The following is a 23,991-nucleotide window of genomic DNA, read 5'->3' on the forward strand; positions in this document are numbered from 1 at the left end:
TTACACGCTATTTGATAATGCACTTCAAAGCAGAAAACACCACCACTATATTACTCATTATAAAAGTTACAGTTTTTGACTTATTAAAATCTTATAAACAAAATAATGAACATTATTAACATTTAACTTTTATCAAACGCCACTTATAAACATTTGACTAAAAACTATTTAACAAATAGTAAAGAATTCTTTATGTAGTTTTATGAACTAAAAATAAAACTTAAAAATAAAAAAATGTTAATAAGTTTGGTCTAAATACTCTATTAGGCAACTATCAAATGTTAAAATTTGTACCACTTAAAATTTTAGATTATGAAATGCTTTCGACGATGATTCAAATTCTGAGATAATTTCTTTAAATATGTCTTTGACCTCTTTAATTTCGTGAATTAGTCCTGCTATTTGTCCTATTTCTAATTCGCCTTCAACTAAATCCCCTTCAAACATTCCTCGTTTAGCTCTTGCTCTTCCCAAAAGTATTTTAAGATCTTCAGTCGTTGGGCATTTCGAATATAGTTCCTGAACATCATTATAAAATTTATTTTTTATCAATCTTACCGGAGCCAATTCTTTCAAAGTCAACTGGGTATCTCCCTCTTTTACATCAACTACAATTTGTTTAAAATTCGAATGAGCGGAACTTTCAAAAGATGCTGCGAAGCGTGAACCCATCTGAACGCCGTCAGCACCTAAAATCATAGCTGCTAACATTCCTTTACCAGTTGCAATTCCACCTGCAGCTATCAATGGTATAGAAATATTTTCTTTAACCATAGGAATTAAGGTAAAGGTGGTAGTTTCCTCTCTCCCATTGTGTCCACCTGCTTCAAAACCTTCAGCAACAATGGCATCAACTCCAGCTTCCTGAGCTTTCATTGCGAATTTAGAACTGCTCACAACGTGTACGACAACAATACCTTTATCTTTCAAATAACTTGTCCATGTTTTGGGATTACCTGCTGACGTGAAGACTATTTTCACTTCTTCTTCAATAATGATTTGAATAATTTCTTCAATATTTGGATACAACATTGGTACATTTACTCCAAATGGCTTGTCAGTAGCTTTTTTACATTTCTGAATGTGCTCTCGTAAAACATCGGGATACATCGAGCCTGCTCCGATTAACCCTAAACCTCCCGAATTACTTACGGCACTAGCTAATTTGTAGCCACTATTCCAAATCATTCCTCCTTGAATAATGGGATATTTTATATTGAAAAGTTGTGTGATTTTGTTCATTTATGGTGAGTTAATTTACTACGTCAGTTCGCAATAATGTCTGTATTAATTTTTTATAATTTTTCCAGATTGAATAAAAGAATTACTAACTATTTTGTAGAGATACATACCAGAATTTAGACCCTCTACCGAAATGGATGATTCGGATTTTGTGATTGATTTTTCAGAGATAATTTGACCTAAAGCATTAGAAAAGATAACTTTTGCCGATTCATACTCATTAGGAAAAACAACAACCAGATTTTCTTGCACTGGATTAGGATAAATCAAAAATTTAGTAAAATCGTTTTCTTTCACTGTAAGTAGTGCAGCGTTTAAGGCAGCTTGAAAATCAGGGATTCCGTAGCCAAACTGTGAGGTTGGATTAGCAAATCTATCAGCCGATTGTTTTACAAAATCGATTACCTGCTGATTGGTTAAAGAGGGTACTGCTTGCCAAAAACTAGTAATTGCTCCAGCCATAATAGGACCTGCAAATGAAGTTCCACTGCCTGTCACAACAGTTCCAGCAGTGTTAGAAATCACCGAGGCCTGACCTTGCGCCATAATATCAGGCTTTACGCGTCCGTCTGGTGTTGGTCCAATAGAACTAAAAGTGGCATACGTTTCATCTGCTTTTACAGCACCAATACCTAAAGTAGTTATAGCATCCGAAGGAACTCCAATAAACGGATCTGGAGAAGCTCCAGAATTCCCTGCACTAGCAACACAAATCATTCCGCGACTAAAAGCTATGTCAGATCCTTTTGAAATAAAAGATGTACTACCATTTAAATCATCGTAAGTATAACTATAATTTGGATTGTCGTAGCCAAAGTAGCCCAAAGATGTTGTGATAACATCAACTCCAAGGGCATCCGCAACCTCAGCTGCTTCCACCCAATAACTCTCTTCTACCGGATTTTCACTACTTGCATCTTCAGTGATGAATAAATAGTAATTCGCATCAGGAGCGGTTCCTACTAATTGATTTTCGACATAACCACCCATCGTAGAAAGAACTAGCGTTCCATGTGAGTTTCTAGAGTAGATATCTTCATTTTTGTCCACAAAATTATATCCACCTAAAATCTGATTATTATCTCTTAGTCTTTGAAACGGTGCTATTGTATTAACATTAGGAAATCCTGCATCCATAACAGCAATGATTTTTCCGTTTCCAGTATAATTTTGCTGATGTAATAAATCGGCATTCAACATTTGTATCTGATTTCCGGAATTTCCATAAGAGAAGGTAACATTAGTATCCAAAACTTTATTAATCTTATTTAAAGTGACTGTTTTTGCACTCGAATTTGTTTTACCAGTAACATTTAAACTCCGGTCAGCATAATGAATACGGTCAACAAATGTTAATGACGTTAAATTCTGAATATCTTCAAGAGAACCTCGCACATGGACAGCGTTGAACCATTTTGATTTTGCTTTTACTTCAATTCCAGAAGAACTGATTATCTGGTCAACGTAAGGCTGATGAATCGGAACATCTTTTATATCAAGAGCTATATTTTGATTAGCCCTTCTGTCTAGTGAGCGCTGCGTGAGCATTTGTAATGGATTATCAAAATAGAATTGCGCATTAGGTTTATCTACAAAATATACCCAAGCATCTTCTTGAGAAAATACTTGACAGCTCATTATAAAAATCACGAAAGCAAAAATATTTTTCATAACATTTATTTATTTGAAAAGCTAATTTATGAAATAACTCCTGAACCTACTAATTCATCACCAATATTCCAGGCCACAAATTGACCTTCAGTGATAGCTGATTGTGGTTCCTCAAAAGAAACATACAAGCCACTTTCAAACTGGTATAAAGTAGCCTTTTGGAGTTCCTGACGGTAACGGATTCGGGCCATTACCTGCATTGTTTCTCCATTTTTCAACTTCAAATCCTGTCTTATCCAATGAACTTCCGAAGGTTGAACTCGAAGTGCGCTTCTAAACAAACCAGGATGATTTGCCCCTTGACCCGTATAAATAGCATTCGCTTTTACATCAGTAGCAATAATAAATAAGGCTTCTTTAGTTCCGCCAACATTCAAGCCTTTGCGTTGTCCTATGGTGAAATAATGAGCCCCTTGATGTTTCCCTACCACTTTCCCATTTTCAGAAGTATAAGAAATGCCTTTAGCTTCATAAGCTAACTGCTCTTCAATACTACTAAAGTTTGGCTGTTCTTGATTATAAAGAAAATTTTCAGCATCGATTTCGTAAATTATTCCCTCTTTAGGTTGTAATTGTTGCTGTAAAAATTCTGGTAGTCTTACTTTACCTATAAAACATAATCCTTGTGAATCTTTTTTTTCTGCAGTAACCAAATCTAATTTAGTGGCTATCTCACGAACTTCAGGTTTTGTTAATTCGCCTATTGGGAATAGGGATTTCGCTAATTGATCCTGCGATAATTGACACAAGAAATACGATTGGTCTTTATTACCATCTTTACCCGCTAATAATTGATAAACAGGTTTTCCATCAACAATAACACTTCCTTTTCTACAATAATGGCCAGTAGCTACGTAATCGGCACCAAGAGATAGGGCAATTTTCATAAATACATCAAACTTTATTTCGCGATTGCACAATACATCCGGATTGGGAGTTCTACCGTTTTCATATTCTTTAAACATGTAGTCTACAATTTTTTCTTTGTATTGTTCGCTTAAATCAACTGTTTGAAAAGGAATCCCTAACTTTTCAGCAACAAGTAGTGCATCGTTACTGTCTTCAAGCCACGGACATTCATTCGATATGGTAACCGAATCATCGTGCCAATTTTTCATAAAAAGACCAATGACCTCATAGCCTTGCTCTTTTAATAAATAAGCCGCAACACTTGAATCAACTCCGCCAGAAAGTCCGACAACAACTCGTTTCATAAAACAAAAAATTTTGTTGCAAAGTTACCCCAAAAACCTTAAAGTTCTATCCCTTGACATCAGATAAAATGATTGGTTGGTAGAGAGAAGCTATTAAAAGAAAAGCCAGAAATTACTCTGGCTGTTTTGGCATTTTAGGTCTTTTGAAGTTTTTATTTTGATAGTTCATGTTGACTTCTTTTATCTTTCCTTTTTCAAGGATTTTCCAGATACCAACTTTCTTTCCTGCTTTGTATACCCCTTGACTAGTTATCGTATTTGTTGCACTTCGATTGATTGACATTCCATCATACAAATCATTTTTATAATTGGATTCTTCAAGAAGCACACCATTTTCAGCATAACTTTTATAGGGTCCGTTTTTAAGACCATTTAAATAGCTTGTTTCCTCTGCAATTTCACCGCTTTTGTAATACACCTTTCTAACTCCATTAAGCTTACCATTACTGTATGATTCTAACGTCATAACAGTGGGCAAATCCTCGTGATAATATTTCCAATCTCCCTCAAACTGTTTGTTAACTACTTTACCCTCACTCACTTTATTCTTTTTTTGATTATAAAATATTGTGTAGCAAGAATCGTCATTTGAATTAAACTCTCTAGTTGCGATTATGGTTCCAACTTTCGTATCATCAAAAAATTTGAACATTCCTATTTCTTTTCCATGCTCAAAAGTTCCTTCATATCTGGGACGCTTTGAATCATCATAAAAACCTTTCCAAAGTCCGTGTTTCTTTCCGTTCTCATCTGTTTTATTGATCTCCTGAGCAAAAATATTGATTGAAATTAATAAGCAAACTATAATGTATTTCATGTTTTCCTCTTGATTTTTGGTACGAATATTACTTTTGCAAAGTTAAGCATATCTACTAAACGAGAAATTATTACATTTAGTATAAAAATAATTTTATGATTTCATTAGCACTAAAGGATAAATTTTATATTTTTGATAAAACTTTAAAAAAAATAAAAATGAAAAATTTATTGAGAAGCATTACATTAGTAGTAGTCTCCTTTTTAGCTTTTTCTTGTTCAGAGCCTGAGCAAGATGAACAAAATTTAAAACCAACTTCTATTACTAAACTACTTGGTGCGGCTAAACAAGACTTTAGTTATTTTAGTGAAGCACTAGAAATTACTGGAATGGACACAATGTTAGATGAACCGGGAGAATATACTGTTTTTGCTCCAACAGATGATGCACTTTATGTTGTTCTTGCTGGCTTAACTGTTGAAGAGTTTGACATTGCTAATCCTGGAGTTTTGGAAAATGTTTTGAAAAATCACATTGTAAACGCAAAAGCATTATCAACTGATTTAACTGACGGACAAGTAGTTACTACATCTTTAGGGCAAACAATTACTGTTAACATTGAAGGCAATACTTATTTCCCAGAAATTGATCCAGATTTAGGAACTTATGAGCAAAAAAGTATCTTCATCAATAGCTCAAGAGTTTTTGCTAGAGATGCTGCTGCATCAAATGGAGTTATCCACGTAATTGATGCCGTATTAATTCCTTCAACTGGAGGTTAATCTCTTACCAATTGAATTACAATATTAAAAAGCTTCTCAATTGAGAAGCTTTTTTTATGTAAAAAAAATAAATTCAAATTAAACAGTTGTTATACTTTCTTATGAATTTTTGTTTAATTAATTTATTGCAAGTCAAAAAGCGATACATTATTAATTCTCATTATTTTTTATAATTGCCTGATTAGAAGCTTAAACAAAACCGTTAATTATTTCATAAATATCATTTTGTCTAATGTTTTTATTTTTTTGTTAAACAAAAATAAAGTAAGTTTGTTGAAACATTAAAACAAAAACACTATGAAAAACTTAATCAAAAAATTTTTAATTGCATGCCTAGCAGTAACTGTGCTTTCATGCTCTGATGACGACAATTCAACTCCAGTTGACAATACTGTTACTGGTATTGCATTAAGAACAACAGATTTATCTTTGTTAGTAAAAGCCTTAACAAAAGCTGGATTAGCGGATGATTTACAAACAACTGGACCATTTACTGTATTTGCTCCAACAAACCAAGCCTTTATCGATGCTGGCTATACTGCTGCTGCAATTGATGATTTAACTGACGCTGAAATTCCTGCGCTTAGAGAATTATTACTTAATCATGTGGTGAGTGGAGCAGTACAATCTTCAGGCCTAACCGACAACTCTTATATCAAAACTCTAGGAAAAGGAGCAGCTTCTGCAACAAATACATTAAGTATGTTTGTAGATACAACAGGTGGAGTAACTCTAAACGGTAGTTCAGCTGTAATTACCACAACAAATGGTGGAACCTTTAATATCATTGCTTCAAATGGAGTAATCCATCTTGTTGATGAAGTTATCACCTTACCTACAATTGTAGATCACGCTCTAGCAAATGATAATTTTACGGATTTAGTAGGTCTTTTATCAGCGCAAGGATTAGTCCCAACCCTAGACGGAACTGTTAGTTCACCGTTTACTGTTTTTGCTCCTATAAACAGCGCATTTACACCAGCTGTTGAAGGTGTTTATGGTTCATTATCATCTGATAACAAAACTAATTTATTAAAGTACCATGTAGTTGGAGGCGTTAATGTGCTTTCAAATGCAATTCCAACAGGTCAAATAGGGACTCTATTTACTGGCAATTCATTTTCAATTACTGGAGTTTCAATTGACGATGCTTCAGCAACTAACAAAACAATTATTGTGAAAGATGTACAGTGCTCTAACGGAATTATACATGCCGTTGATGGTGTACTAATACCAGCTTTCAACTAATAAAAAAATTGCTATGAAAAGCCAAAAAGCGCAACTCTAACGAGTTGCGCTTTTTTTATGACCCTAATTCTGCAGCTCTATTATTGGCCGCTTTTACAGCCTCGATAATAGTATTTTCTAAAATACCTTTTTCAAAAACCTTCAAGGCACTTTCTGTAGTACCTCCTTTTGAAGCTACTTTGGCTATCCATTCTTCATTAGATAGTGAGTAACTATTTTGAATGGCCACAGAACCCATAAAGGTTTGATTCACCAACAATTCAGCTTCCGATTCGTTGAATCCTAAATCAACTGCTGCTTGTATCATCGATTTCATGAAGTAAAAAACATAAGCCGGACCACTTCCTGATATGGCTGTTGCGGCATTGATGAGTTTTTCATCTTCTACATAAACCGATTTTCCTGTGGTATTAATAAGATTTTGAATAATGAATAATTCTTTTCTATCCACACTTGCTGACGCAGTAAAAACTGTCATACCCATACCAATTTGCGTTGGAATATTGGGCATAGAACGTACGACTTTTGAGCACGAAAGACGCGATTCTAATTTAGCTATGGCAATGCCAGCCATGACTGAAAAAATTATCTGGCTGTCTTTTAGAAAAGGTTGTATTGATTGTGCTAAAACTTCAAAATCCTGAGGTTTTACAGCTAAAATTACGATGTCAAAATCACTTATAGTGTCAGTAGCTGAAAACAAAAAATTACTCTTTGGTATGCTACTTTCTGGAGCATTATAATTTTGATTTCTAACCAAGACATATATATCTTGTGGTTTTATGAACCTGGAACTGATAAAACTATTCGCATACGTTTTACCCATATTTCCGTAACCAATTATTAAAACTTTCATATCATTAAAAATAAAAAACTCTGTTTAAAGATAGGTTTTTAAACAGAGTTTTGAAATGTAGGTGTCAAATATTATTTCTTTTTCTTTTGTTGAAGCTTCTTTTGCTCCTCAGCCTGCTCCATCATTTCACGCATTTTCTTTTGGAATTTGCTTTCTGTTTTGGGCTTGGTTTTATTCTCTTGTATTTGAGCATGAATTTTATCACTATTGATAAAGTATTTCTTGATAACCAACATAATTCCGATGGTAATCAGGTTGGAAATAAAGTTATACAAACTCAATCCGGATCCATAACTATTGAAGAATAACAACATCATTACAGGTGAAACATAGATCATAATTTTCATGATTTTAGCCATATCTGGCATTCCTTCTTGTTGTGGTTGCGCCATTACTTGGTCGCCAGACGTCATTTTCATATAAAAGAAGATCGCTATAGCAGCCAAAATAGGGAACAAACTAATGTGATTACCATAAATGGACGAAATGATAGGAATGTGTGTTTCCCACGAATATACAGCATCAAAAGAAGACAAGTCATCTGCCCAAAGAAATCCTTTTTGTCTCAATTCAAAAGCCGATGGAAAGAACTGAAACGAGGCATACATAAACGGAATCTGGATTAATGCCGGAATACAACCAGCCATCGGATTTACTCCAGCTTTATTATAAAGCTTCATGGTTTCCTGTTGCTTCTTCATAGGATCTTTTTGGAATTTTTCTCCAATTTCCATAATCTCCGGACGTAAAACTTTCATTTTAGCTTGTGACAAAAATGATTTGAACGTTATAGGTGACATGGCAATTTTTATCAATATAGTAAAGACAATAATTGCAATTCCTAATCCCATGAACGAGCTTAAGAATCCAAATAGTGGAATAAAAATAAACTTATTAATCCATCCGAAAATACCCCAACCTAAAGGAACTATTTTCTCAATATTACGATCGTATTTTTTTAGTGTTTTATAATCTGTTGGTCCATAATACCAATTCATTTTATAATCAAGTTCCCCATTAGTGAATGCTAGCGGTAAAGTTGCTTTGTACTGTTTTGTAAAAAGGGTATCTTTCTTTTCGTCATTTACCAAATTATTGGAATATAATTTAGCGGTGGCAAATGGTGTTTTAGTTAATAAAATACTGGTAAAGAAATGCTGTTTGTAGGCAATATAAGTTGTTTTTTCAGGATTTTCTTCCTTATCAGTTCCTTGTCCTACATAATCAATTTTTCCATCTTCATGTTCAAAATAAATTTCGGCATAACGGTTTTCATAGGAAATACTTTTTTCGTTGCGATAGGTTTTCAAGTCCCACTGCAAATCAATTGGTTTAGCGGTATTTAAAACGGTATTTAATCCTTGTGAACGAAGATCAAAATCAACCAAATACTGATTTGGTGCTAATACATATTTGAACTCTAAAAACTCATTAGCTCCGGCTTTCAACTTCATCGAAAGTACTTGGTTAACTCCTACTTTAGTTAAAGTAGGTTCAAAAAACAAATCTTTGGTATTTAAAACTCTATTGTCTTTAGTTTGCAACTGAAGGTTAAAACTGGAATTGTTATCTTTAATCAGTTCGACTAATTGGCCTGATTTTTTCTCGAATCTTTCATAATTCTTCAAGATGGCTTCTACAATATACCCTCCTTTATTAGCAATTTTCAGCCTTATAAATTCATTTTCAAGAGTAGTTACTTCCTCTTTTGCAGAAGGCAAAGTAGCCGAATAAGCAAAGCTTCCTAAAGTTCCTTTTAGCTTTTGAAGCTTCATGGTATCATTTACAGTAGAATCTTTAATAACTGCTGCGACTTGTTTAACAGCAACTTGTTTCTGTTGTTGTTGCTTTTCAATCTTCTCTTTTTTGGCTTTCTCCTGTTGTTCTTTTAATTCCGTGTTTCTGTTGTTGTACATCATCCACATGATGATGATAAATATCAAACCAAAACCAATAATAGTATTAAAATCAAATTTCTTTTTTTCTTCCATGATAATGCTGAACCTGTCAGTATCTTTTAATTGTTTTTATGTTTTACCATTGCGGCCACAAAGCTAACAAAAATTGGGTGTGGATTTGCAACAGTACTTTTATATTCCGGATGGTATTGCACTCCGATAAAAAAGGGATGGTTTTTCAGCTCAATAATTTCAACCAAACCTGTTTCCGGATTTGTTCCTGAGCAAACCAAACCTGCTTTTTCTAATTGTTTTCTGTAGTCATTATTAAATTCATATCGATGGCGATGACGCTCTTCAATCTGAGTTTTTCCATAGATATGGTGTGCCAGTGAATCTGTTACAATATCGCATTTCCAAGCACCTAAACGCATCGTCCCACCTTTGTCTGTGATGGTTTTTTGATCTTCCATGATAGAAATAACCGGATTCTCGGTTTCTTCATTCATTTCAGTCGAATTCGCATCCTTTAGACCTAAAACATTTCTAGAATATTCGATAACCGCCATTTGCATTCCGAGACAAATTCCAAAAAAAGGAATGTTATTTTCGCGGGCATAACGAACGGTATCAATTTTTCCTTCAATACCACGACCCCCAAATCCTGGGGCAACTAATATGCCATCCAAATCCTGAAGCTGTTCTGCTGCCGTTTTGGCATCCAAATACTCTGAATGAATAGAAATCACATTAACTTTGGTTTGATTGGCTGCACCAGCATGAATGAAAGATTCTAATATAGATTTATACGAATCCTGCAACTCTACATATTTTCCGACCAACCCGACATTTACAGTTTGCTTCGGATGTTTTAATCGATGTAAAAATGTATTCCAATTTTTTAAGTCAGGCGCCGCTTTTTTAGGTAAGTTTAATTTCTTTAATGCAACAATATCTAATCCTTCTTCGAGCATGAGATTCGGAACTTCATATATAGTGGAAGCATCGATGGACTGAATTACAGCTTCCCGTTTTACATTGCAAAATAAGGCTAACTTTTGACGCAATTCATCTGATATTTCGTGCTCTGTCCTACAAACCAAAATGTCTGCTTTGATACCGCTTTCCATCAGGGTTTTAACAGAATGTTGTGTTGGCTTTGTTTTTAATTCACCTGCTGCTGCCAAATAAGGCACTAAGGTTAAGTGAATCACAATGCCATTATTTTCGCCTAATTCCCATACCAATTGACGGACCGATTCGATATAAGGTAAGGACTCGATATCTCCGACAGTTCCTCCTATTTCAGTAATCACGATATCGAAATCACCTGATTTACCAAGCAATTGCATTCGTTCCTTAATTTCGTTCGTAATATGTGGAACAACCTGTACCGTTTTACCCAGAAATTCTCCTCTACGTTCTTTTTCAATTACCGAAAGATACACTCTTCCTGTGGTCACGTTATTCGCTTGCGAAGTTGGAACATTTAAAAAACGCTCGTAATGTCCTAAATCCAAATCGGTTTCGGCGCCATCATCTGTTACAAAACATTCTCCGTGCTCATAGGGATTCAAAGTTCCTGGATCCACATTAATATAAGGGTCAAATTTTTGAATGGTCGTTCGATATCCTCTTGCCTGCAGTAACTTGGCTAGAGACGCTGCGATGATTCCTTTTCCCAAAGAAGAAGTCACACCACCGGTAACAAAAATGTATTTTGTCTGATTCATTTTTTTGTAGTTGTTGTGTTGTAGTTTTAATCTGAATTCCTTTCAGATTTGTTGTAAAAAACGAGGCAAAAATACAATATTAAAGTCAATTTGAAGATGAGTTAATTTGAAAATTTGAAAATGATACTTTATGCTTAAAAATCTCTATCTTCAAATTTTCAAATCATAAAATTTTCAAATTACATCGGTTTCGGATATTGTTTTTTGATATTGCGAACCAACTGTTCTAAACCATTCAGTTTAAGTTCGTACACCAATTGCAATTGTTCACCCAGTTGTCCTTTGGGAAAACCTTTATTGCTGTACCAAACCACATAATATTCGGGTAAATCAATAAGATAATACCCTTCGTATTTACCGAAAGGCATTTTGGTATGTGCCAGTTTTATCAGAAGGAGTTGTTGTTGATTCATTTAAAAAGAGCATTATGCTTTATGCTGAAAATAAATTTATACTCTTTTATCGATGTTCTTGCTTTATTTCCAGTTAAAAGTTACTACTTTTTCAATATCCGGATGCAGGCTTAACAAGACCGGGCAATTCATGGCTGTTCTTTCCAGTATTGTTTTGTTTTTATCAGAAGTGATGATCGACATATTGAGAATAACCTCTATCCTAGCGATTTTTCGTGGCTCAGCTTGCATAATTTTGGTTACTTCCACTGTTGAACCTTTTAGTTCTAAATCCATGTCTTTTGATTTTATCGCCATTATGGAAACCATACAACTGCCTAAAGAGGTCGCTACAAGATCGGTTGGTGAGAAAGCTTCTCCTTTACCATGATTATCGGTTGGTGCATCTGTTAGGATTTCTGTACCTGATTGCATGTGCATGCAGGAAGTTCTTAATTCTCCTAAATATCGAACAATTGATGTTGCCATTATAGTGCTTCTTTTATAGTTAAGTCAGTGTCGTAATACAAAATATAAATCCCGTTATTAGCATAACCGTATGTTGGACTAGCCACGTATTCAAATTTATTTTCAATTTGTTCCGAAGACGAAAGCTGAACCGTTTCTTCATACGTTTTGTCTTGAGACAATCGCAACAAGGTATCAAACGTAACATCGAAACCGCGTATCGCGTATTGATTCGGCATAATCTTATTCAGTTTTTTATATTTAGCATCGAATTGATTGGCTTCAACAGTCTCGTTCGGTCTTGAAAGCGATGGATACAAAAGTTTAAGTTTGGTCAATCTTGTTAGTGAAATCTCTTCAAAATCGAGCGTTTCATTGGGCTCCATAATAACTAACTGTACTTGAAAGTCTTTTTGCGCAGCCAGCATTGCGGCCGTGGTTGCTAAAATCATACTGGTACTTTCTGAGGCTAATACCACATAATTCAGTTTGTCCTTTTGTAACAAAACTTTTAAACTATCGGCAACAACTGTTCCCTTGGGGCTCAAACCAACAATTCTGGTTTCTTTTTGCATGTCCTGAATATACTGCTTGACGCTCCCTTTTTTGTTATCAATGACGGCAATAATATTCCCGTTTTTAGATTTCATAAAATCAAAAATAGAACTTCGCAATAGTTCGGCAGAAGGCATCGATTGGTATAAATTCGAATACTTCTTCCCTATTTCTTTTGACAGTGGTGATATCACCGGAACTTTGTTTGGTTCCACCAATTCTGCCATTTTCTCAACATTAGCTTGATAGAATGGTCCCACAATGGCATCCATACTTTGAAGACTATTTTGTTGCGCTAATGTTGCTATATTGGAGGTGTTTTTCGTTTCTTGAGAATCTAAAATTTTGATATCGACATTCATTCCTAAAACCTTGGCTGAGTCAATGGCCATTAAGGCTCCCGAATAGAAATCCAAAGTCAGGTTTAAGAATTTGTCTTTCTTTAATCGTGCTTGCGTGGAATTAATAGTATCGCTTTCTATTTTGCTGATATTAAATGGAAAAAGTAATGCGAGTTGTTTTCTCGCATTAGTGTTGATTGTTTTCAATAAATTTCCTTGCTCCTTTTTGACAGGTTCTTTGCGCTGTCCTTTGGGCACTCTCAGTATCATACCGAGTTTGATGCCTTTTTTTAATTCGGGATTCAGTGAAATGAGTTCCTTTTCTGTAATACTATAATCGTTGGCAATTGAAGCTGGTGTTTCATTTGGCTTCACAACGTATTCTTCTAAATATTTCTTAGTACTTGAGGAAGAATTAGTAGCCTCTACTGATGGTTTTACTGCTTCAACCGATGGTTTAGCCTCTGCTACTGCAGGAGTGTTTCCTGAAACCACCAGTTTTAATCCAATTGGGAAATCATTGGCAATCTGGGGATTTAATCGCTCCAATTCGGCAATGGTCATTCCGTATTTCTTAGAGATTCCGTATTTCGTTTCTTTTGGTTCAATGATATGATAACCTGTTCCTGCTACTGAAGTTTCAGGCTTTGCTGCTTCTTTCGGAGATTCCTTTACCACAGGTTTTTGAACTTCGACCGGTTTAGTGGCTACGATTGGTTCACTTCCTGAAGCTGGTATTTTGATATTTTGACCGATTTTTAATCCTTCTTTCAACAAATCGCCATTAGCCGCTTTGATAGCATCTACCGTAACATTGTATTGTTTAGACAAACTGTACAACGTTTCTTTTGGTTGCACCAAATGAGTCGTTGGATTGGTTTGAGTTACTGATGTCGTAGCAACCGTATTGGATGGTGTTGTTACATTTGATACCACTTCACCCGAAGAAGGAACTAGCAAGACACTATCTAATTGAATTCCGTTTTGAGAATCAGGGTTTAACTTATAGATATCATACGGAGTAACCTTGTACTTCTGTGCGATCATGTTAACAGTCTCGCCACTAACTACAGTATGTTTAATGTATTTTTCTTGCTTTGCTGCAACAGTAAAAACAAAAGAAAATACTGTTAGAAATATCGAAAAAAGAATACGGTTTTTCATTTACTTATTATTTATTTAACGTCTAAAGTTAACAAAACTTTTTAAATTCACTCTTTAATGTTACTTTTTTCATCAACTATTTACTGTTAACAAAAACTATTCCCATTCTATAGTGGCTGGCGGTTTAGAGCTAATGTCATATACCACTCGGTTTACTCCTTTGACTTTATTGATGATTTCGTTGGAGATTTTCATCAGAAACTCATAAGGTAAATGCACCCAATCAGCGGTCATTCCGTCTGTAGATTCTACAGCTCGAAGCGCTACCACCTTTTCGTAAGTACGTTCATCACCCATTACCCCAACACTGTTTACCGGTAATAAAATAGCTCCGGCTTGCCATACTTTGTCATACAAACCATGTTCTTTAAGGCCGTTGATAAAAACAGCATCAACTTCTTGAAGAATTCTCACTTTTTCAGGCGTAATGGCTCCCAAAATTCTGATGGATAATCCTGGCCCCGGGAATGGGTGTCTTCCTAAAAGTTCTGGGTCGATGCCCAATGTTTTTCCCACTCTTCGTACTTCATCTTTGAAAAGCATTCGTAAGGGCTCTACTATTTGAAGTTTCATATAATCGGGTAAACCGCCGACATTGTGATGGGATTTGATTGTTGCTGATGGCCCTTTTACTGATACCGATTCGATAACATCCGGATAAATGGTGCCTTGAGCTAACCATTTTACGTCTTCGATTCTGTGTGCTTCATCATCGAAAACCTCTATAAAAACGCGTCCGATTGCTTTTCGTTTCGCTTCCGGTTCTTCTATTCCATCTAAAGCGGAGAGAAAACGTTCCGAAGCATCTACTCCTTTTACATTTAAGCCCATGTCTTTGTATTGATGCAAAACATTTTCGAATTCGTTTTTACGAAGCAGTCCGTTGTTTACAAAAATGCAATACAGGTTTTTACCGATGGCTTTATGTAATAGCACCGCAGCCACCGTTGAATCCACGCCACCTGAAAGTCCGAGCACTACTTTATCGTTTTTTACTTTTTCCTGCAACTCTTTTACACAATCTTCCACGAAAGCATTGGGCGTAAAGTTTTGAGGTACTTGAGCAATTCTAACTAAGAAGTTTTCTAGGATTTGTTTTCCATCTACAGAATGGTATACTTCGGGGTGAAATTGAATCGCATACGTCGACTCCCCTTCTATTCGGTAAGCTGCGTTTTCGACATCCTTGGTACTGGCAAGGCGCACACCGTTTGTTGGTAATTGTTTAATAGTATCGCTGTGGCTCATCCAAACTTGAGAATTCAGAGCTACTTCTTCAAGAAACAGTTCATCCTCTTTTATGAAGGATAGATTCGCTCTACCATATTCACGAATGTTACTCGGAGCTACTTCGCCACCATTAAAGTGGGCCAAATATTGGGCTCCGTAACAGACTGCTAACAAAGGAAGTTTGCCACGAATTTGGGATAAATCAGGATGGGGAGCGTCGTCGGCTCTTACAGAATAAGGGCTTCCCGAAAGGATAACCGCTTTGTAGGACGATAAATCATCTGGAAAATGATTAAAAGGGAAGATTTCACAAAAGATATTCAGTTCCCTTACACGGCGCGCAATGAGTTGTGTGTATTGCGAGCCAAAATCTAAAATTAGTACGTTGTGTTGCATGTGCAAAAGTAGTATTCTGGATGGAAATTTAAAATGATTGGTGGATTTTATTTTGGATGCTATAGCTGGAGGTCGGAAGTTTCGATTGCGCGAGAGACAATTGCCTAAGCTAGATGTTACTACAAGCCCTTTGTGATACGCTGTGTATTATCGTTAGTGTCTGCCCTATTTGCTATCTCTTACCGAAATTTTATCTATAGTATATACGACATATACACGACATATCTACGGCATAACTACGGTATATCTATTACTTTTTTATATCTTTATCTGACTTAAACGATACGCTATGGCAAAGCAAAGTGGCATTATAAAATTAAAAAGCAGCCTTGATGGTCTTAGTTTTTATATTTTAAATGGGGAATACGTTGTTCGGAAACCCGGCGGTTTTACTCGGGATGCTATCAAAAACAGCCCTAAAATGGATCGGGTTCGGGATAACAATACGGAGTTTGGGACTACTTCTTCGGTAAAGAAACTCTTTAAGGACAGCCTGCGTCCGTTTTTTGGCAATCAAAAAGATGGCACCTTGCATAGCCGTATGATGTCGCTTTATATGCAGATTAAGGATTGCGACCGTACCTCGGTTCGTGGCGCGCGGCGAGTTGCTATTGGCTTAGAGACGACTGAAGGCAAGGAGTTGCTTAAACGATTTGCCTTTACACCTCACTCCTTAGATTTACGAAATGGTGTTTATGATGCGTCGGACTTTACTTTTACTGTAAACAGTCCGGGCTTGAGTGCACTGCCCTACCTGAATGGCGCTACTCATTTGGAACTTATTTTGGGCATCGTCGTTCTTGATTTTGATAACCTGAAAGCCCATTTGTTTTCGAGTGCCTCTATTAGTATTGCCAAAGAAACGCCCATACCTGATTTTAGCCTTACTCCTACCGAGCACCCGACCGGAAGTGGGATGCGGATAGCTGTATTGACTCATAGGTATTTACAGGAAGTTAACGGTGCACTTTACCCTTTGAAGGATACGATGGTTTATGGGTTACAGGTTTTAGATATTAGTCATTAGATCTCGGTATTGGTTTAAAACTTTAGAGCGATAGTAACAGTAATACTATAGCATTATATATTAAAAGTAGTTTTCTTAATGGATAGATTCAAGAACCATATTAAAGTATTGACTTCGTCAAATCTCCGATTTAGCGGGTTAGCGGCGGGATGGATTTAAGAGCCACGCGAAAGGATTCGCGCCTTTACTTTGCATTAGATAAAAAGTAGTATCTTTTTCAAAGGAAAGCAGAGGTGAACTTTGATTCGCGCTAAGCTTGAGACTTAACTACCGCATTAGTCCTCTGCCTTCTCCTTGAACCCGTTGAATTGCTTCAAATAGAATGATAGACGTAGAGGTCTAATAAAGGCTCTAAAGAAGTTCAACATTTTTTAATCTTCTAAATTCAAAGCTATGAAAAATTATTTATTTCATTTAGGTGTTGACATTTCAAAATCAAAGTTAGATGTAAATCTTTTAAATTCTCAAACCTTACAATCAGAGCATTTTGTGATTGATAATAATCCAAAATCAATCAAGGATTTTATAAAGAAACTCATTAAGCAAAAAATTGAAATAAATAACACTTTATTTTGTTGTGAAAACACAGGTATTTACACCAATCATTTAAGCTATACTTTGTTAGGTTTACAGTTGGATTTGTGGATTGTTCCGGCAATTGAAATCAAACGATCAAAAGGAATATCAAGAGGAAAAAACGATAAAACAGATGCTAAGGATATTTCATTTTACAGCCTTAGAAATGTTGACAAATTAAAACTATACACATTAGCTGAAATTGACATTCAAAAATTAAAGATGCTTTATGCAGAGCGAGAAAAAGCTCTTAAATCATTATTGTTGATGGAAACAACTAAAGAAAATAGTGAATTTATGAGCAAAGAAATTTACAACGAAGTCTGTATAATAAATAATTCTTTGGTAAATAATATTAAGAAGGCTATCAGTAAAATAGAGAAAAGAATTAAAGAAATTATTAAATCTAATCAGCAATTAGATAAACAATCCAAACTGATTAAGTCTATTCCAGGTGTTGGAGAGCAAACAAGTCTTTATTTTATTATAGCAACAAAAGGATTTACTGCATTTAAAAATTGGAGACAATTTGCATGTTATTCAGGAGTTGCTCCTTTTGAATATAGCTCTGGTTCTAGTATCAAAGGTAGGACAAAAGTAAATCATATGGCAGATAAAAAAATGAAGTCGCTATTGCAGATGTGTGCTATGACATCATTAAAATATGATCCTCAGTTAAAAGAATATTACATTAAGAAAAAAGCTGAAGGTAAAAACTCAATGCTTGTTTTAAACAATATTAGATGCAAACTTATTAGCAGAGTTTTTGCTGTTATTAACAGAGAAACGCCCTATATTAATACTTATAAATTTGCATCCTAAAAATTAACATTTATAATTTGTTTTTTATCATAGAATGCGGTAGCGGGGGATATGTTTGAAAACATTTTAAGATTAACTCTTGGTTATAAATTTTAAATATTTAACTATGAAAAATTTGTTCATTTTAACTCTACTTTTTTTAAATTTTAAATCGTTTTCCCAATATAATAATGGAAAAATTCAATTCAATGATGGTAGTGAACTAATTGGGTTGATAAAAATAACAAAAGGTAATGATGTTAAATTTAAAAATGATGATGATTCTAAAGTAAAAGAATATGATAAAGATTTAATAAAGTCTTTTGAGTTTACAGAAAATAGTATTTTAAAAAAATATATTTATAGTAAAACTTCACATCTCATTGATGAGAAGAGTAGATCTGATAAATGGAACAAACTTTTAAAAATAGTAATTGACGGTAAAGTGAAATTATATGAATATTATATTTCTGTTCATAATAGTGGGCATACTTCTTATTATTTGAAAAAAGAAAGCGATGACTTACCCATATTTTATTATGGAGAGGGTTATTTCTACAAACAAAAATTCATTCCTTTTGTTGAAAATTATTTTTCCGATTGCAATAGTTTAGTTGAAAAAGTAAAATCAAAAGAAATTAAGCAGAATGCGTTTAAAAAAGTTGTTGAATATTACAACAGTCTTTGTTTATAACGTTTGCCAATAGCTTGTATCCAAAAGGCGGTTTAAGGCAAATTCAAAGTTTGTTTTGTATCTGAATTTTAATTCATAACCCGAAACTACTACATTGAAATTTTGATTATCTTTCTAACTATACTTTAATAAAGTCGTTACTGACTCCAAGCGGGGAAATGTGTGCCATTACCGAAAAATATGGGCAATCGTAAATCAAAAATCATCATGAAAATTAAACTATACTTAAATATTTTACTTTTACTTATCTGCATTTCATTGAATGCACAAAAAGAATTGTGGGGTGTAAACAATGATCAAATTGTACCTCTTTCAGGTGCTGATTATTTTGGTAATATTACCAAATATGACATCAATGGACAAAATCCGGAGAAAATACATGAATTTAATATCACTGACGGAAGAAATCCGACCAGCAAATTGTTTCAGGCCTCCAACGGAAAAATTTATGGTACTACTACTATAGGTGGAACTTTTTATCCTTTTGCCGATTATGGTGCTGGCGTTTTGTTTGAATTTGACCCCATCTTTAATCAATATTCCGTTGTCCATTATTTTGATTATCCTAATGGATCTTATCTTGCAACAGGCCTTGGTGTAGGAGTTATAGAACCAATTATTGGCAAACTTTATGGGATGAACGGTCAAAAACCATATAGTTACAATATAAACACAGGAGAATTTTTAACTGGAAATACTATTGCTGACTACACCGTTTATGGTGAATTGACGAAAGCTTCAAACGGTTTTTTATATGGTACAACCATTGATACTGGTTGTCCACAAAGTGCTCCTTTGAGTCAACAAGGTACCATTTTCAAAATAAATGTAGCTACCCTGAATTTACAAACTGTTTTTGGCTTTGGCTGTACTGGAACAAATGGTATTTCTCCTGTAGGAGGTTTTATTGAAGCAACTCCGGGTAAATTATATGGCGTTGCTATTGGTGGCGGCGGTTTCTATAATGCAGGTGTTCTATTTGAGTTCAACACCGAAACAAATGTTTTTACAAAAAAAATAACCTTTGACGACGAAACTCTTGGTTCATTTCCTTATCCTTTAGTTGATGGTGGTAACGGTAAGTTGTATGGCATTTGCAAAAACGGTGGTACAAATACCTTTACAAGTCCATTTAATGGTATAACCTATACAACTCACAATGGTACTTTATTTGAGTATACACCCGCAACCAATAGTATTAACAAATTATATGATTTTGGCCCTGTTAATACTAATGGTACAATTACCGACTCAGGGGTTAATCCAATTTCTTTACTCAAAACAAGCAACGGGTATTATATGGGAACTGGCGAACAAAATCCTTTCAAATTTGATTCCACAAACAATACAGTTGTAAGTACTCTTAACGGTACTATTCCTTTTAACACCAATAGACTCTTAAACTTTATAGAGGTATGCCGCAAACCTTCGTATCCTTTTTTTGATACCGATACTTTCGATGGCTGCATAGGCGGTAATTTCAATTATGATTTGCAAAATACTAATGCCACAACATACCAATGGCTGAAAGACAATGTTAATGTTGCTGGACAAACCACAGGAGTTTTAAACCTTACCAATCTTACTGCCAATGATGCAGGAAATTATACCTGCCTAATGACCAATGAATGTGGCACAACAACATCGATGGTTTTACAACTAACGGTAAATTGTTTAGGGACAAACACTATCGCTGAACTTCATAAATCCATCAAATTATACCCAAATCCTGCCACTAACTGGCTGAATATTGAACTACCAAAAAATATTGCTATTTCCATTACCAATTGCTCTATAATCAATTTACTCGGGCAAACTATTTACCAATCTACCGCAGCAAATGAATTCGATGTGAGTAAGTTGCAAAAGGGAATTTACATTGTTTCGTTGGTAACTAATTATGGCGAATGGAATGGGATGTTTATAAGAGAATAAGAATATCGAAATAATAATGAGACATTTTATGAACCAAACAAAGTTCAAATCGTAACGGCTGCTAAGAGCCGTTACGAGCAACCAACCTGTCGGCTGGCAGGTAGCTGCTTTACCCTTCTCGATACGATTCCGTCTCGCTGAAAACAACGTGACGGGATCACTTGAAGTGACGGCGGTGGTGCTATGGTGATGGGAAGTAATTATAAAAAAACACCTGACCCGTTTTTGCAACCAGTCAGGTGTGGTACTCAACTATTCTTAGCTCCAGTAGGAACCTTTGGTGTGGTAAACCATTTAGCATGTTGAGTTGCTATTTTATATAAGTTAAAAAGAAGTTGTTTTTGATTTTTTTTTAAATAGTTTGAGGAACCACACGAAAAGATTGACTTCGTCGAATCTTCGATTTCGTGAGGCAGCGGAAGTTTTGTTTTTTAATAGTCATTCTTTAAATTAGTATTAATGGGAAAAAAAATATTGATATTGTTCTTAACTTTAAGTTTATCTATCTATTCTCAGAAACTTAAATGTTGTAAAACAATAGAAGAAGTCAAAAGAAAATTAGAAGGTAATTGGATAGTAAAGAATGGCGATTCAAATTTAGTTTATCAATATTCTTTTACTGGAGAAATTGGCAGAATTCACAAGGAGGAAAAAAAAGATGTACTACGCGGTATCGTGTCTATGAAAATCCATGAACCAAACTTCAAATTAAGAAGAAGTCTATTTGGTTATAAAATAAAATATACTACTCCAGCCGGCGGTTGCGTATTTATAAAATATTTAGATACTGAAAAAATGATTCTCAAAAAAGATGGAGAGTTAATAGAATATCAAAGATTTATAAAATAAAAACTACCCTTAACAGCCGTTTCACTCAGTAGCTGGTTTAGGCTTCTCGATACGCTTCTGTCTCATTGCAAATAACGAGACGGAATCACTTGAAGTGACGGAGGATAAACAAAAAGAGTAATGGTATTCTTAACATTATTAGTTTTTTGTAACTTTGATTTTAAATACAAAAGCTATGGAAACGATTCGCCTTCAATTTGAACCCAAGATAAAAGCAAAGATTTTAGAATTGCTGAAAAGCTTTTCTAGTGATGAATTACAAATTATTCAAGAAGACCCGTCATTTGCCCAAAACAAAGAAAAACTGACCGAAGAATTACGCAAAATTGAAAACGGCACAGCGACCTACGCTACTTTTGAAGAATTAAATTTAGTCCTGGAAAAACGTATTTCAAGTTATGAAGATTAATTTTTCTAGCGGATTTGTTACTACTTTACTAGACCAAGTTGATTATATCGCCAGAGACAAACCAAGTGCTGCTCGAAAATTTAAGAATGATTTACTACAAAGCTTAGACAAAGACTTAAAAGAACCTTTCAACTATAGAAAATCTATCTATTTTGAAGACGAACTTATTCGAGACTATATTTTTAAAGGGTACACCATTGTTTTCAAAATCGATATGAAAAACCAAATGATTATTGTCTTTGGGTTTATAAAACATCAAGCTTCCTTAAAATAAGAACACCTGACCGGTTTTTGAAACCTGTCAGGTGTGCTACTAAACTATTCTTGTTAGAATTACTTCTGCTTGAAAGCTCTTAATCCAGGAAAGTAAGCTGTTGCGCCTAACTCCTCTTCTATTCTTAATAACTGATTGTACTTGGCCATACGGTCCGAACGTGAGGCGGAACCGGTTTTGATTTGACCACAGTTTAGTGCTACTGCTAAATCGGCAATAGTGTTATCCTCTGTTTCTCCGGAACGGTGTGACATTACAGAAGTATATCCTGCATTGTGTGCCATGTTTACCGCTGCAATGGTTTCTGTTAAGGTTCCGATTTGGTTTACTTTTACTAGAATTGAATTGGCAATTCCTTTTTCGATTCCGGTAGCAAGACGCTCGACATTGGTTACAAATAAATCGTCACCTACTAATTGGGTTTTGTCACCGATTAATTCGGTTAAATATGCCCAACCTTCCCAGTCGTCTTCGTACATTCCGTCTTCGATGGAAATAATTGGATAATTGGCCGCTAATGACGCTAAATATTCCGCTTGTTCTCTTGATGTTCTTATTTTTCCTGTTGCGCCTTCGAATTTGGTATAATCGTATTTACCGTCTACATAAAACTCAGAAGCGGCACAATCAAGGGCAATCATTACTTCATCACCAAATTTATATCCTGCGTTTTCTACTGCAGTTTTGATGGTATCTAAAGCATCTTCGGTTCCACCCGCTAAGTTGGGAGCAAAACCACCTTCATCGCCAACAGCTGTTGAAAGATGTCTATCGTGTAATACTTTTTTAAGGTTGTGGAAAATCTCCGTTCCCATTTGCATAGCGTGTGTAAACGAAGTGGCTTTTACCGGCATAATCATAAACTCTTGAAACGCAATCGGAGCATCAGAGTGTGAACCACCATTGATGATGTTCATCATGGGAACTGGTAGTGTGTTGGCAGAAACTCCGCCAATATATCGGTATAAAGGCAATCCTAATTCGTTCGCTGCTGCTTTGGCAACAGCTAATGAAACTCCTAAAATAGCATTAGCACCAAGTTCTGATTTGTTTGGTGTAGCATCTAATTCAATCATTAAGTTATCGATATGGTTTTGTTCAAAAACCGATACTCCCATTAATTCCGGAGCAATTATGGTATTGACATTATTAACCGCTTTAGAAACTCCTTTACCCATGTAGGCTTTTCCGCCATCGCGTAACTCTACTGCTTCGTGCTCTCCAGTTGAAGCGCCAGATGGAACTGCAGCTCTTCCTAAAACACCGTTTTCTGTAACTACATCTACTTCAATGGTTGGATTTCCTCTTGAATCAAGGATTTGTCTTGCGTGAACTTTAATGATTATGCTCATTTTACTATAGTTTAAGATTTAAAATAGGATTACAAATTTAGGGAATTTGAAAAATTTATCATCAAATAATTGCAGAACTTATAAACGCAATCGTTTTAGTTTAGACTTCAATTGACCTTTATGATAA

General features: G+C 35.1%; 21 protein-coding genes. 9 read left to right on the plus strand and 12 right to left on the minus strand.

All coding sequences use genetic code 11. The annotated features are described in order from the left end of the window. Positions 1 to 297: 297 nt before the first annotated feature. The 4 genes from ACULEU_RS11450 to ACULEU_RS11465 all read right to left on the minus strand — a co-directional run bounded on the left by ACULEU_RS11450 (position 298) and on the right by ACULEU_RS11465 (position 4,944). Positions 298 to 1,242 carry an NAD(P)H-dependent flavin oxidoreductase gene (locus ACULEU_RS11450; protein WP_445452723.1) on the minus strand — a complete coding sequence of 315 codons (945 nt, stop codon included), beginning with the start codon at positions 1,240 to 1,242 and terminating at the stop codon, positions 298 to 300. A 45-nt stretch (positions 1,243 to 1,287) separates the two neighbouring features. Next, positions 1,288 to 2,913 carry a S8 family serine peptidase gene (locus tag ACULEU_RS11455; RefSeq protein ID WP_445452724.1) on the minus strand — a complete coding sequence of 542 codons (1,626 nt, stop codon included), beginning with the start codon at positions 2,911 to 2,913 and terminating at the stop codon, positions 1,288 to 1,290. Positions 2,914 to 2,939: 26 nt separating this feature from the next. Further along, positions 2,940 to 4,127: a tRNA 2-thiouridine(34) synthase MnmA gene (gene mnmA / locus ACULEU_RS11460; RefSeq protein WP_445452725.1), complete on the minus strand. Its 1,188-nt coding sequence runs from the start codon at positions 4,125 to 4,127 to the stop codon at positions 2,940 to 2,942. 112 nt (positions 4,128 to 4,239) lie between these two features. Further along, positions 4,240 to 4,944 carry a toxin-antitoxin system YwqK family antitoxin gene (locus ACULEU_RS11465; RefSeq protein ID WP_445452726.1) on the minus strand — a complete coding sequence of 235 codons (705 nt, stop codon included), beginning with the start codon at positions 4,942 to 4,944 and terminating at the stop codon, positions 4,240 to 4,242. Positions 4,945 to 5,039: 95 nt separating this feature from the next. Between ACULEU_RS11465 and ACULEU_RS11470 the strand changes: the two genes are divergently transcribed. Beyond that, the gene (locus ACULEU_RS11470) at positions 5,040 to 5,666 is read left to right on the plus strand and encodes a fasciclin domain-containing protein (protein ID WP_445452727.1); all 627 of its coding nucleotides are present in this window, start codon (positions 5,040 to 5,042) and stop codon (positions 5,664 to 5,666) included. Positions 5,667 to 5,963: 297 nt separating this feature from the next. After that, entirely contained in the window at positions 5,964 to 6,914 is a 951-nt protein-coding gene (locus ACULEU_RS11475) for a fasciclin domain-containing protein (RefSeq protein ID WP_445452728.1), read from the plus strand. Between the two features lie 55 nt (positions 6,915 to 6,969). On the opposite strand, the gene proC is transcribed toward ACULEU_RS11475, so the two are convergent. The 7 genes from proC to guaA form a co-directional block, all read right to left on the minus strand. Next, entirely contained in the window at positions 6,970 to 7,770 is an 801-nt protein-coding gene (gene proC / locus ACULEU_RS11480) for a pyrroline-5-carboxylate reductase (RefSeq protein WP_445452729.1), read from the minus strand. A gap of 71 nt (positions 7,771 to 7,841) precedes the next feature. Next, on the minus strand, positions 7,842 to 9,761 hold the full coding sequence (yidC, locus tag ACULEU_RS11485) for a membrane protein insertase YidC (protein ID WP_445452730.1): 1,920 nt from the start codon (positions 9,759 to 9,761) through the stop codon (positions 7,842 to 7,844). Positions 9,762 to 9,787: 26 nt separating this feature from the next. Beyond that, positions 9,788 to 11,401 (minus strand): CTP synthase, encoded by a 1,614-nt coding sequence (locus tag ACULEU_RS11490; protein WP_445452731.1) that lies wholly within the window; start codon positions 11,399 to 11,401, stop codon positions 9,788 to 9,790. Positions 11,402 to 11,580: 179 nt separating this feature from the next. After that, positions 11,581 to 11,814: a DUF3820 family protein gene (locus ACULEU_RS11495; RefSeq protein WP_445452732.1), complete on the minus strand. Its 234-nt coding sequence runs from the start codon at positions 11,812 to 11,814 to the stop codon at positions 11,581 to 11,583. A 63-nt stretch (positions 11,815 to 11,877) separates the two neighbouring features. Next, positions 11,878 to 12,282, minus strand: a complete 405-nt coding sequence (locus tag ACULEU_RS11500; RefSeq protein ID WP_445452733.1) for an OsmC family protein — start codon at positions 12,280 to 12,282, stop codon at positions 11,878 to 11,880. Further along, on the minus strand, positions 12,282 to 14,321 hold the full coding sequence (locus tag ACULEU_RS11505) for a LysM peptidoglycan-binding domain-containing protein (RefSeq protein ID WP_445452734.1): 2,040 nt from the start codon (positions 14,319 to 14,321) through the stop codon (positions 12,282 to 12,284). The genes ACULEU_RS11500 and ACULEU_RS11505 overlap by 1 nt, the downstream gene beginning before the upstream one ends. 96 nt (positions 14,322 to 14,417) lie before the next feature. Next, positions 14,418 to 15,947, minus strand: coding sequence for a glutamine-hydrolyzing GMP synthase (guaA, locus tag ACULEU_RS11510; protein WP_445452735.1), 1,530 nt, complete (start codon positions 15,945 to 15,947; stop codon positions 14,418 to 14,420). A 289-nt stretch (positions 15,948 to 16,236) separates the two neighbouring features. Here guaA and ACULEU_RS11515 point away from each other — a divergent pair, with 289 nt between their 5' ends. The 7 genes from ACULEU_RS11515 (at position 16,237) to ACULEU_RS11545 (ending at position 22,512) form a co-directional block, all read left to right on the plus strand. Further along, entirely contained in the window at positions 16,237 to 16,974 is a 738-nt protein-coding gene (locus ACULEU_RS11515; RefSeq protein WP_445452736.1) for a hypothetical protein, read from the plus strand. A gap of 393 nt (positions 16,975 to 17,367) precedes the next feature. After that, positions 17,368 to 18,372, plus strand: a complete 1,005-nt coding sequence (locus tag ACULEU_RS11520) for an IS110 family transposase (protein WP_445452737.1) — start codon at positions 17,368 to 17,370, stop codon at positions 18,370 to 18,372. Positions 18,373 to 18,478: 106 nt separating this feature from the next. Continuing rightward, positions 18,479 to 19,045, plus strand: coding sequence for a hypothetical protein (locus ACULEU_RS11525; RefSeq protein ID WP_445452738.1), 567 nt, complete (start codon positions 18,479 to 18,481; stop codon positions 19,043 to 19,045). A 207-nt stretch (positions 19,046 to 19,252) separates the two neighbouring features. Beyond that, entirely contained in the window at positions 19,253 to 20,980 is a 1,728-nt protein-coding gene (locus ACULEU_RS11530) for a choice-of-anchor tandem repeat GloVer-containing protein (RefSeq protein ID WP_445452739.1), read from the plus strand. Between the two features lie 459 nt (positions 20,981 to 21,439). Beyond that, a complete protein-coding gene (locus ACULEU_RS11535) occupies positions 21,440 to 21,829 on the plus strand; it encodes a hypothetical protein (RefSeq protein ID WP_445452740.1) in 390 nt (129 codons plus the stop codon). A 175-nt stretch (positions 21,830 to 22,004) separates the two neighbouring features. Continuing rightward, positions 22,005 to 22,238 (plus strand): hypothetical protein, encoded by a 234-nt coding sequence (locus tag ACULEU_RS11540; protein ID WP_445452741.1) that lies wholly within the window; start codon positions 22,005 to 22,007, stop codon positions 22,236 to 22,238. Beyond that, positions 22,228 to 22,512, plus strand: a complete 285-nt coding sequence (locus tag ACULEU_RS11545) for a type II toxin-antitoxin system RelE/ParE family toxin (protein WP_445452742.1) — start codon at positions 22,228 to 22,230, stop codon at positions 22,510 to 22,512. The genes ACULEU_RS11540 and ACULEU_RS11545 overlap by 11 nt, the downstream gene beginning before the upstream one ends. A gap of 59 nt (positions 22,513 to 22,571) precedes the next feature. Here ACULEU_RS11545 and eno read toward each other — a convergent pair whose 3' ends face one another. Next, positions 22,572 to 23,864 (minus strand): phosphopyruvate hydratase, encoded by a 1,293-nt coding sequence (eno, locus tag ACULEU_RS11550; RefSeq protein ID WP_445452743.1) that lies wholly within the window; start codon positions 23,862 to 23,864, stop codon positions 22,572 to 22,574. Between the last annotated feature and the right edge of the window lie 127 nt (positions 23,865 to 23,991).

This window comes from Flavobacterium sp. 25HG05S-40, assembly GCF_052654735.1.

Bases quoted from the DNA above. Each gene is read 5' to 3' on its own strand.
- ACULEU_RS11450 (WP_445452723.1), bottom strand. From the start codon at position 1,242: ATGAACAAAATCACACAACTTTTCAATATAAAATATCCCATTATTCAA.
- ACULEU_RS11455 (WP_445452724.1), bottom strand. From the start codon at position 2,913: ATGAAAAATATTTTTGCTTTCGTGATTTTTATAATGAGCTGTCAAGTA.
- mnmA (WP_445452725.1), bottom strand. From the start codon at position 4,127: ATGAAACGAGTTGTTGTCGGACTTTCTGGCGGAGTTGATTCAAGTGTT.
- ACULEU_RS11465 (WP_445452726.1), bottom strand. From the start codon at position 4,944: ATGAAATACATTATAGTTTGCTTATTAATTTCAATCAATATTTTTGCT.
- ACULEU_RS11470 (WP_445452727.1), top strand. From the start codon at position 5,040: ATGATTTCATTAGCACTAAAGGATAAATTTTATATTTTTGATAAAACT.
- ACULEU_RS11475 (WP_445452728.1), top strand. From the start codon at position 5,964: ATGAAAAACTTAATCAAAAAATTTTTAATTGCATGCCTAGCAGTAACT.
- proC (WP_445452729.1), bottom strand. From the start codon at position 7,770: ATGAAAGTTTTAATAATTGGTTACGGAAATATGGGTAAAACGTATGCG.
- yidC (WP_445452730.1), bottom strand. From the start codon at position 9,761: ATGGAAGAAAAAAAGAAATTTGATTTTAATACTATTATTGGTTTTGGT.
- ACULEU_RS11490 (WP_445452731.1), bottom strand. From the start codon at position 11,401: ATGAATCAGACAAAATACATTTTTGTTACCGGTGGTGTGACTTCTTCT.
- ACULEU_RS11495 (WP_445452732.1), bottom strand. From the start codon at position 11,814: ATGAATCAACAACAACTCCTTCTGATAAAACTGGCACATACCAAAATG.
- ACULEU_RS11500 (WP_445452733.1), bottom strand. From the start codon at position 12,282: ATGGCAACATCAATTGTTCGATATTTAGGAGAATTAAGAACTTCCTGC.
- ACULEU_RS11505 (WP_445452734.1), bottom strand. From the start codon at position 14,321: ATGAAAAACCGTATTCTTTTTTCGATATTTCTAACAGTATTTTCTTTT.
- guaA (WP_445452735.1), bottom strand. From the start codon at position 15,947: ATGCAACACAACGTACTAATTTTAGATTTTGGCTCGCAATACACACAA.
- ACULEU_RS11515 (WP_445452736.1), top strand. From the start codon at position 16,237: ATGGCAAAGCAAAGTGGCATTATAAAATTAAAAAGCAGCCTTGATGGT.
- ACULEU_RS11520 (WP_445452737.1), top strand. From the start codon at position 17,368: ATGAAAAATTATTTATTTCATTTAGGTGTTGACATTTCAAAATCAAAG.
- ACULEU_RS11525 (WP_445452738.1), top strand. From the start codon at position 18,479: ATGAAAAATTTGTTCATTTTAACTCTACTTTTTTTAAATTTTAAATCG.
- ACULEU_RS11530 (WP_445452739.1), top strand. From the start codon at position 19,253: ATGAAAATTAAACTATACTTAAATATTTTACTTTTACTTATCTGCATT.
- ACULEU_RS11535 (WP_445452740.1), top strand. From the start codon at position 21,440: ATGGGAAAAAAAATATTGATATTGTTCTTAACTTTAAGTTTATCTATC.
- ACULEU_RS11540 (WP_445452741.1), top strand. From the start codon at position 22,005: ATGGAAACGATTCGCCTTCAATTTGAACCCAAGATAAAAGCAAAGATT.
- ACULEU_RS11545 (WP_445452742.1), top strand. From the start codon at position 22,228: ATGAAGATTAATTTTTCTAGCGGATTTGTTACTACTTTACTAGACCAA.
- eno (WP_445452743.1), bottom strand. From the start codon at position 23,864: ATGAGCATAATCATTAAAGTTCACGCAAGACAAATCCTTGATTCAAGA.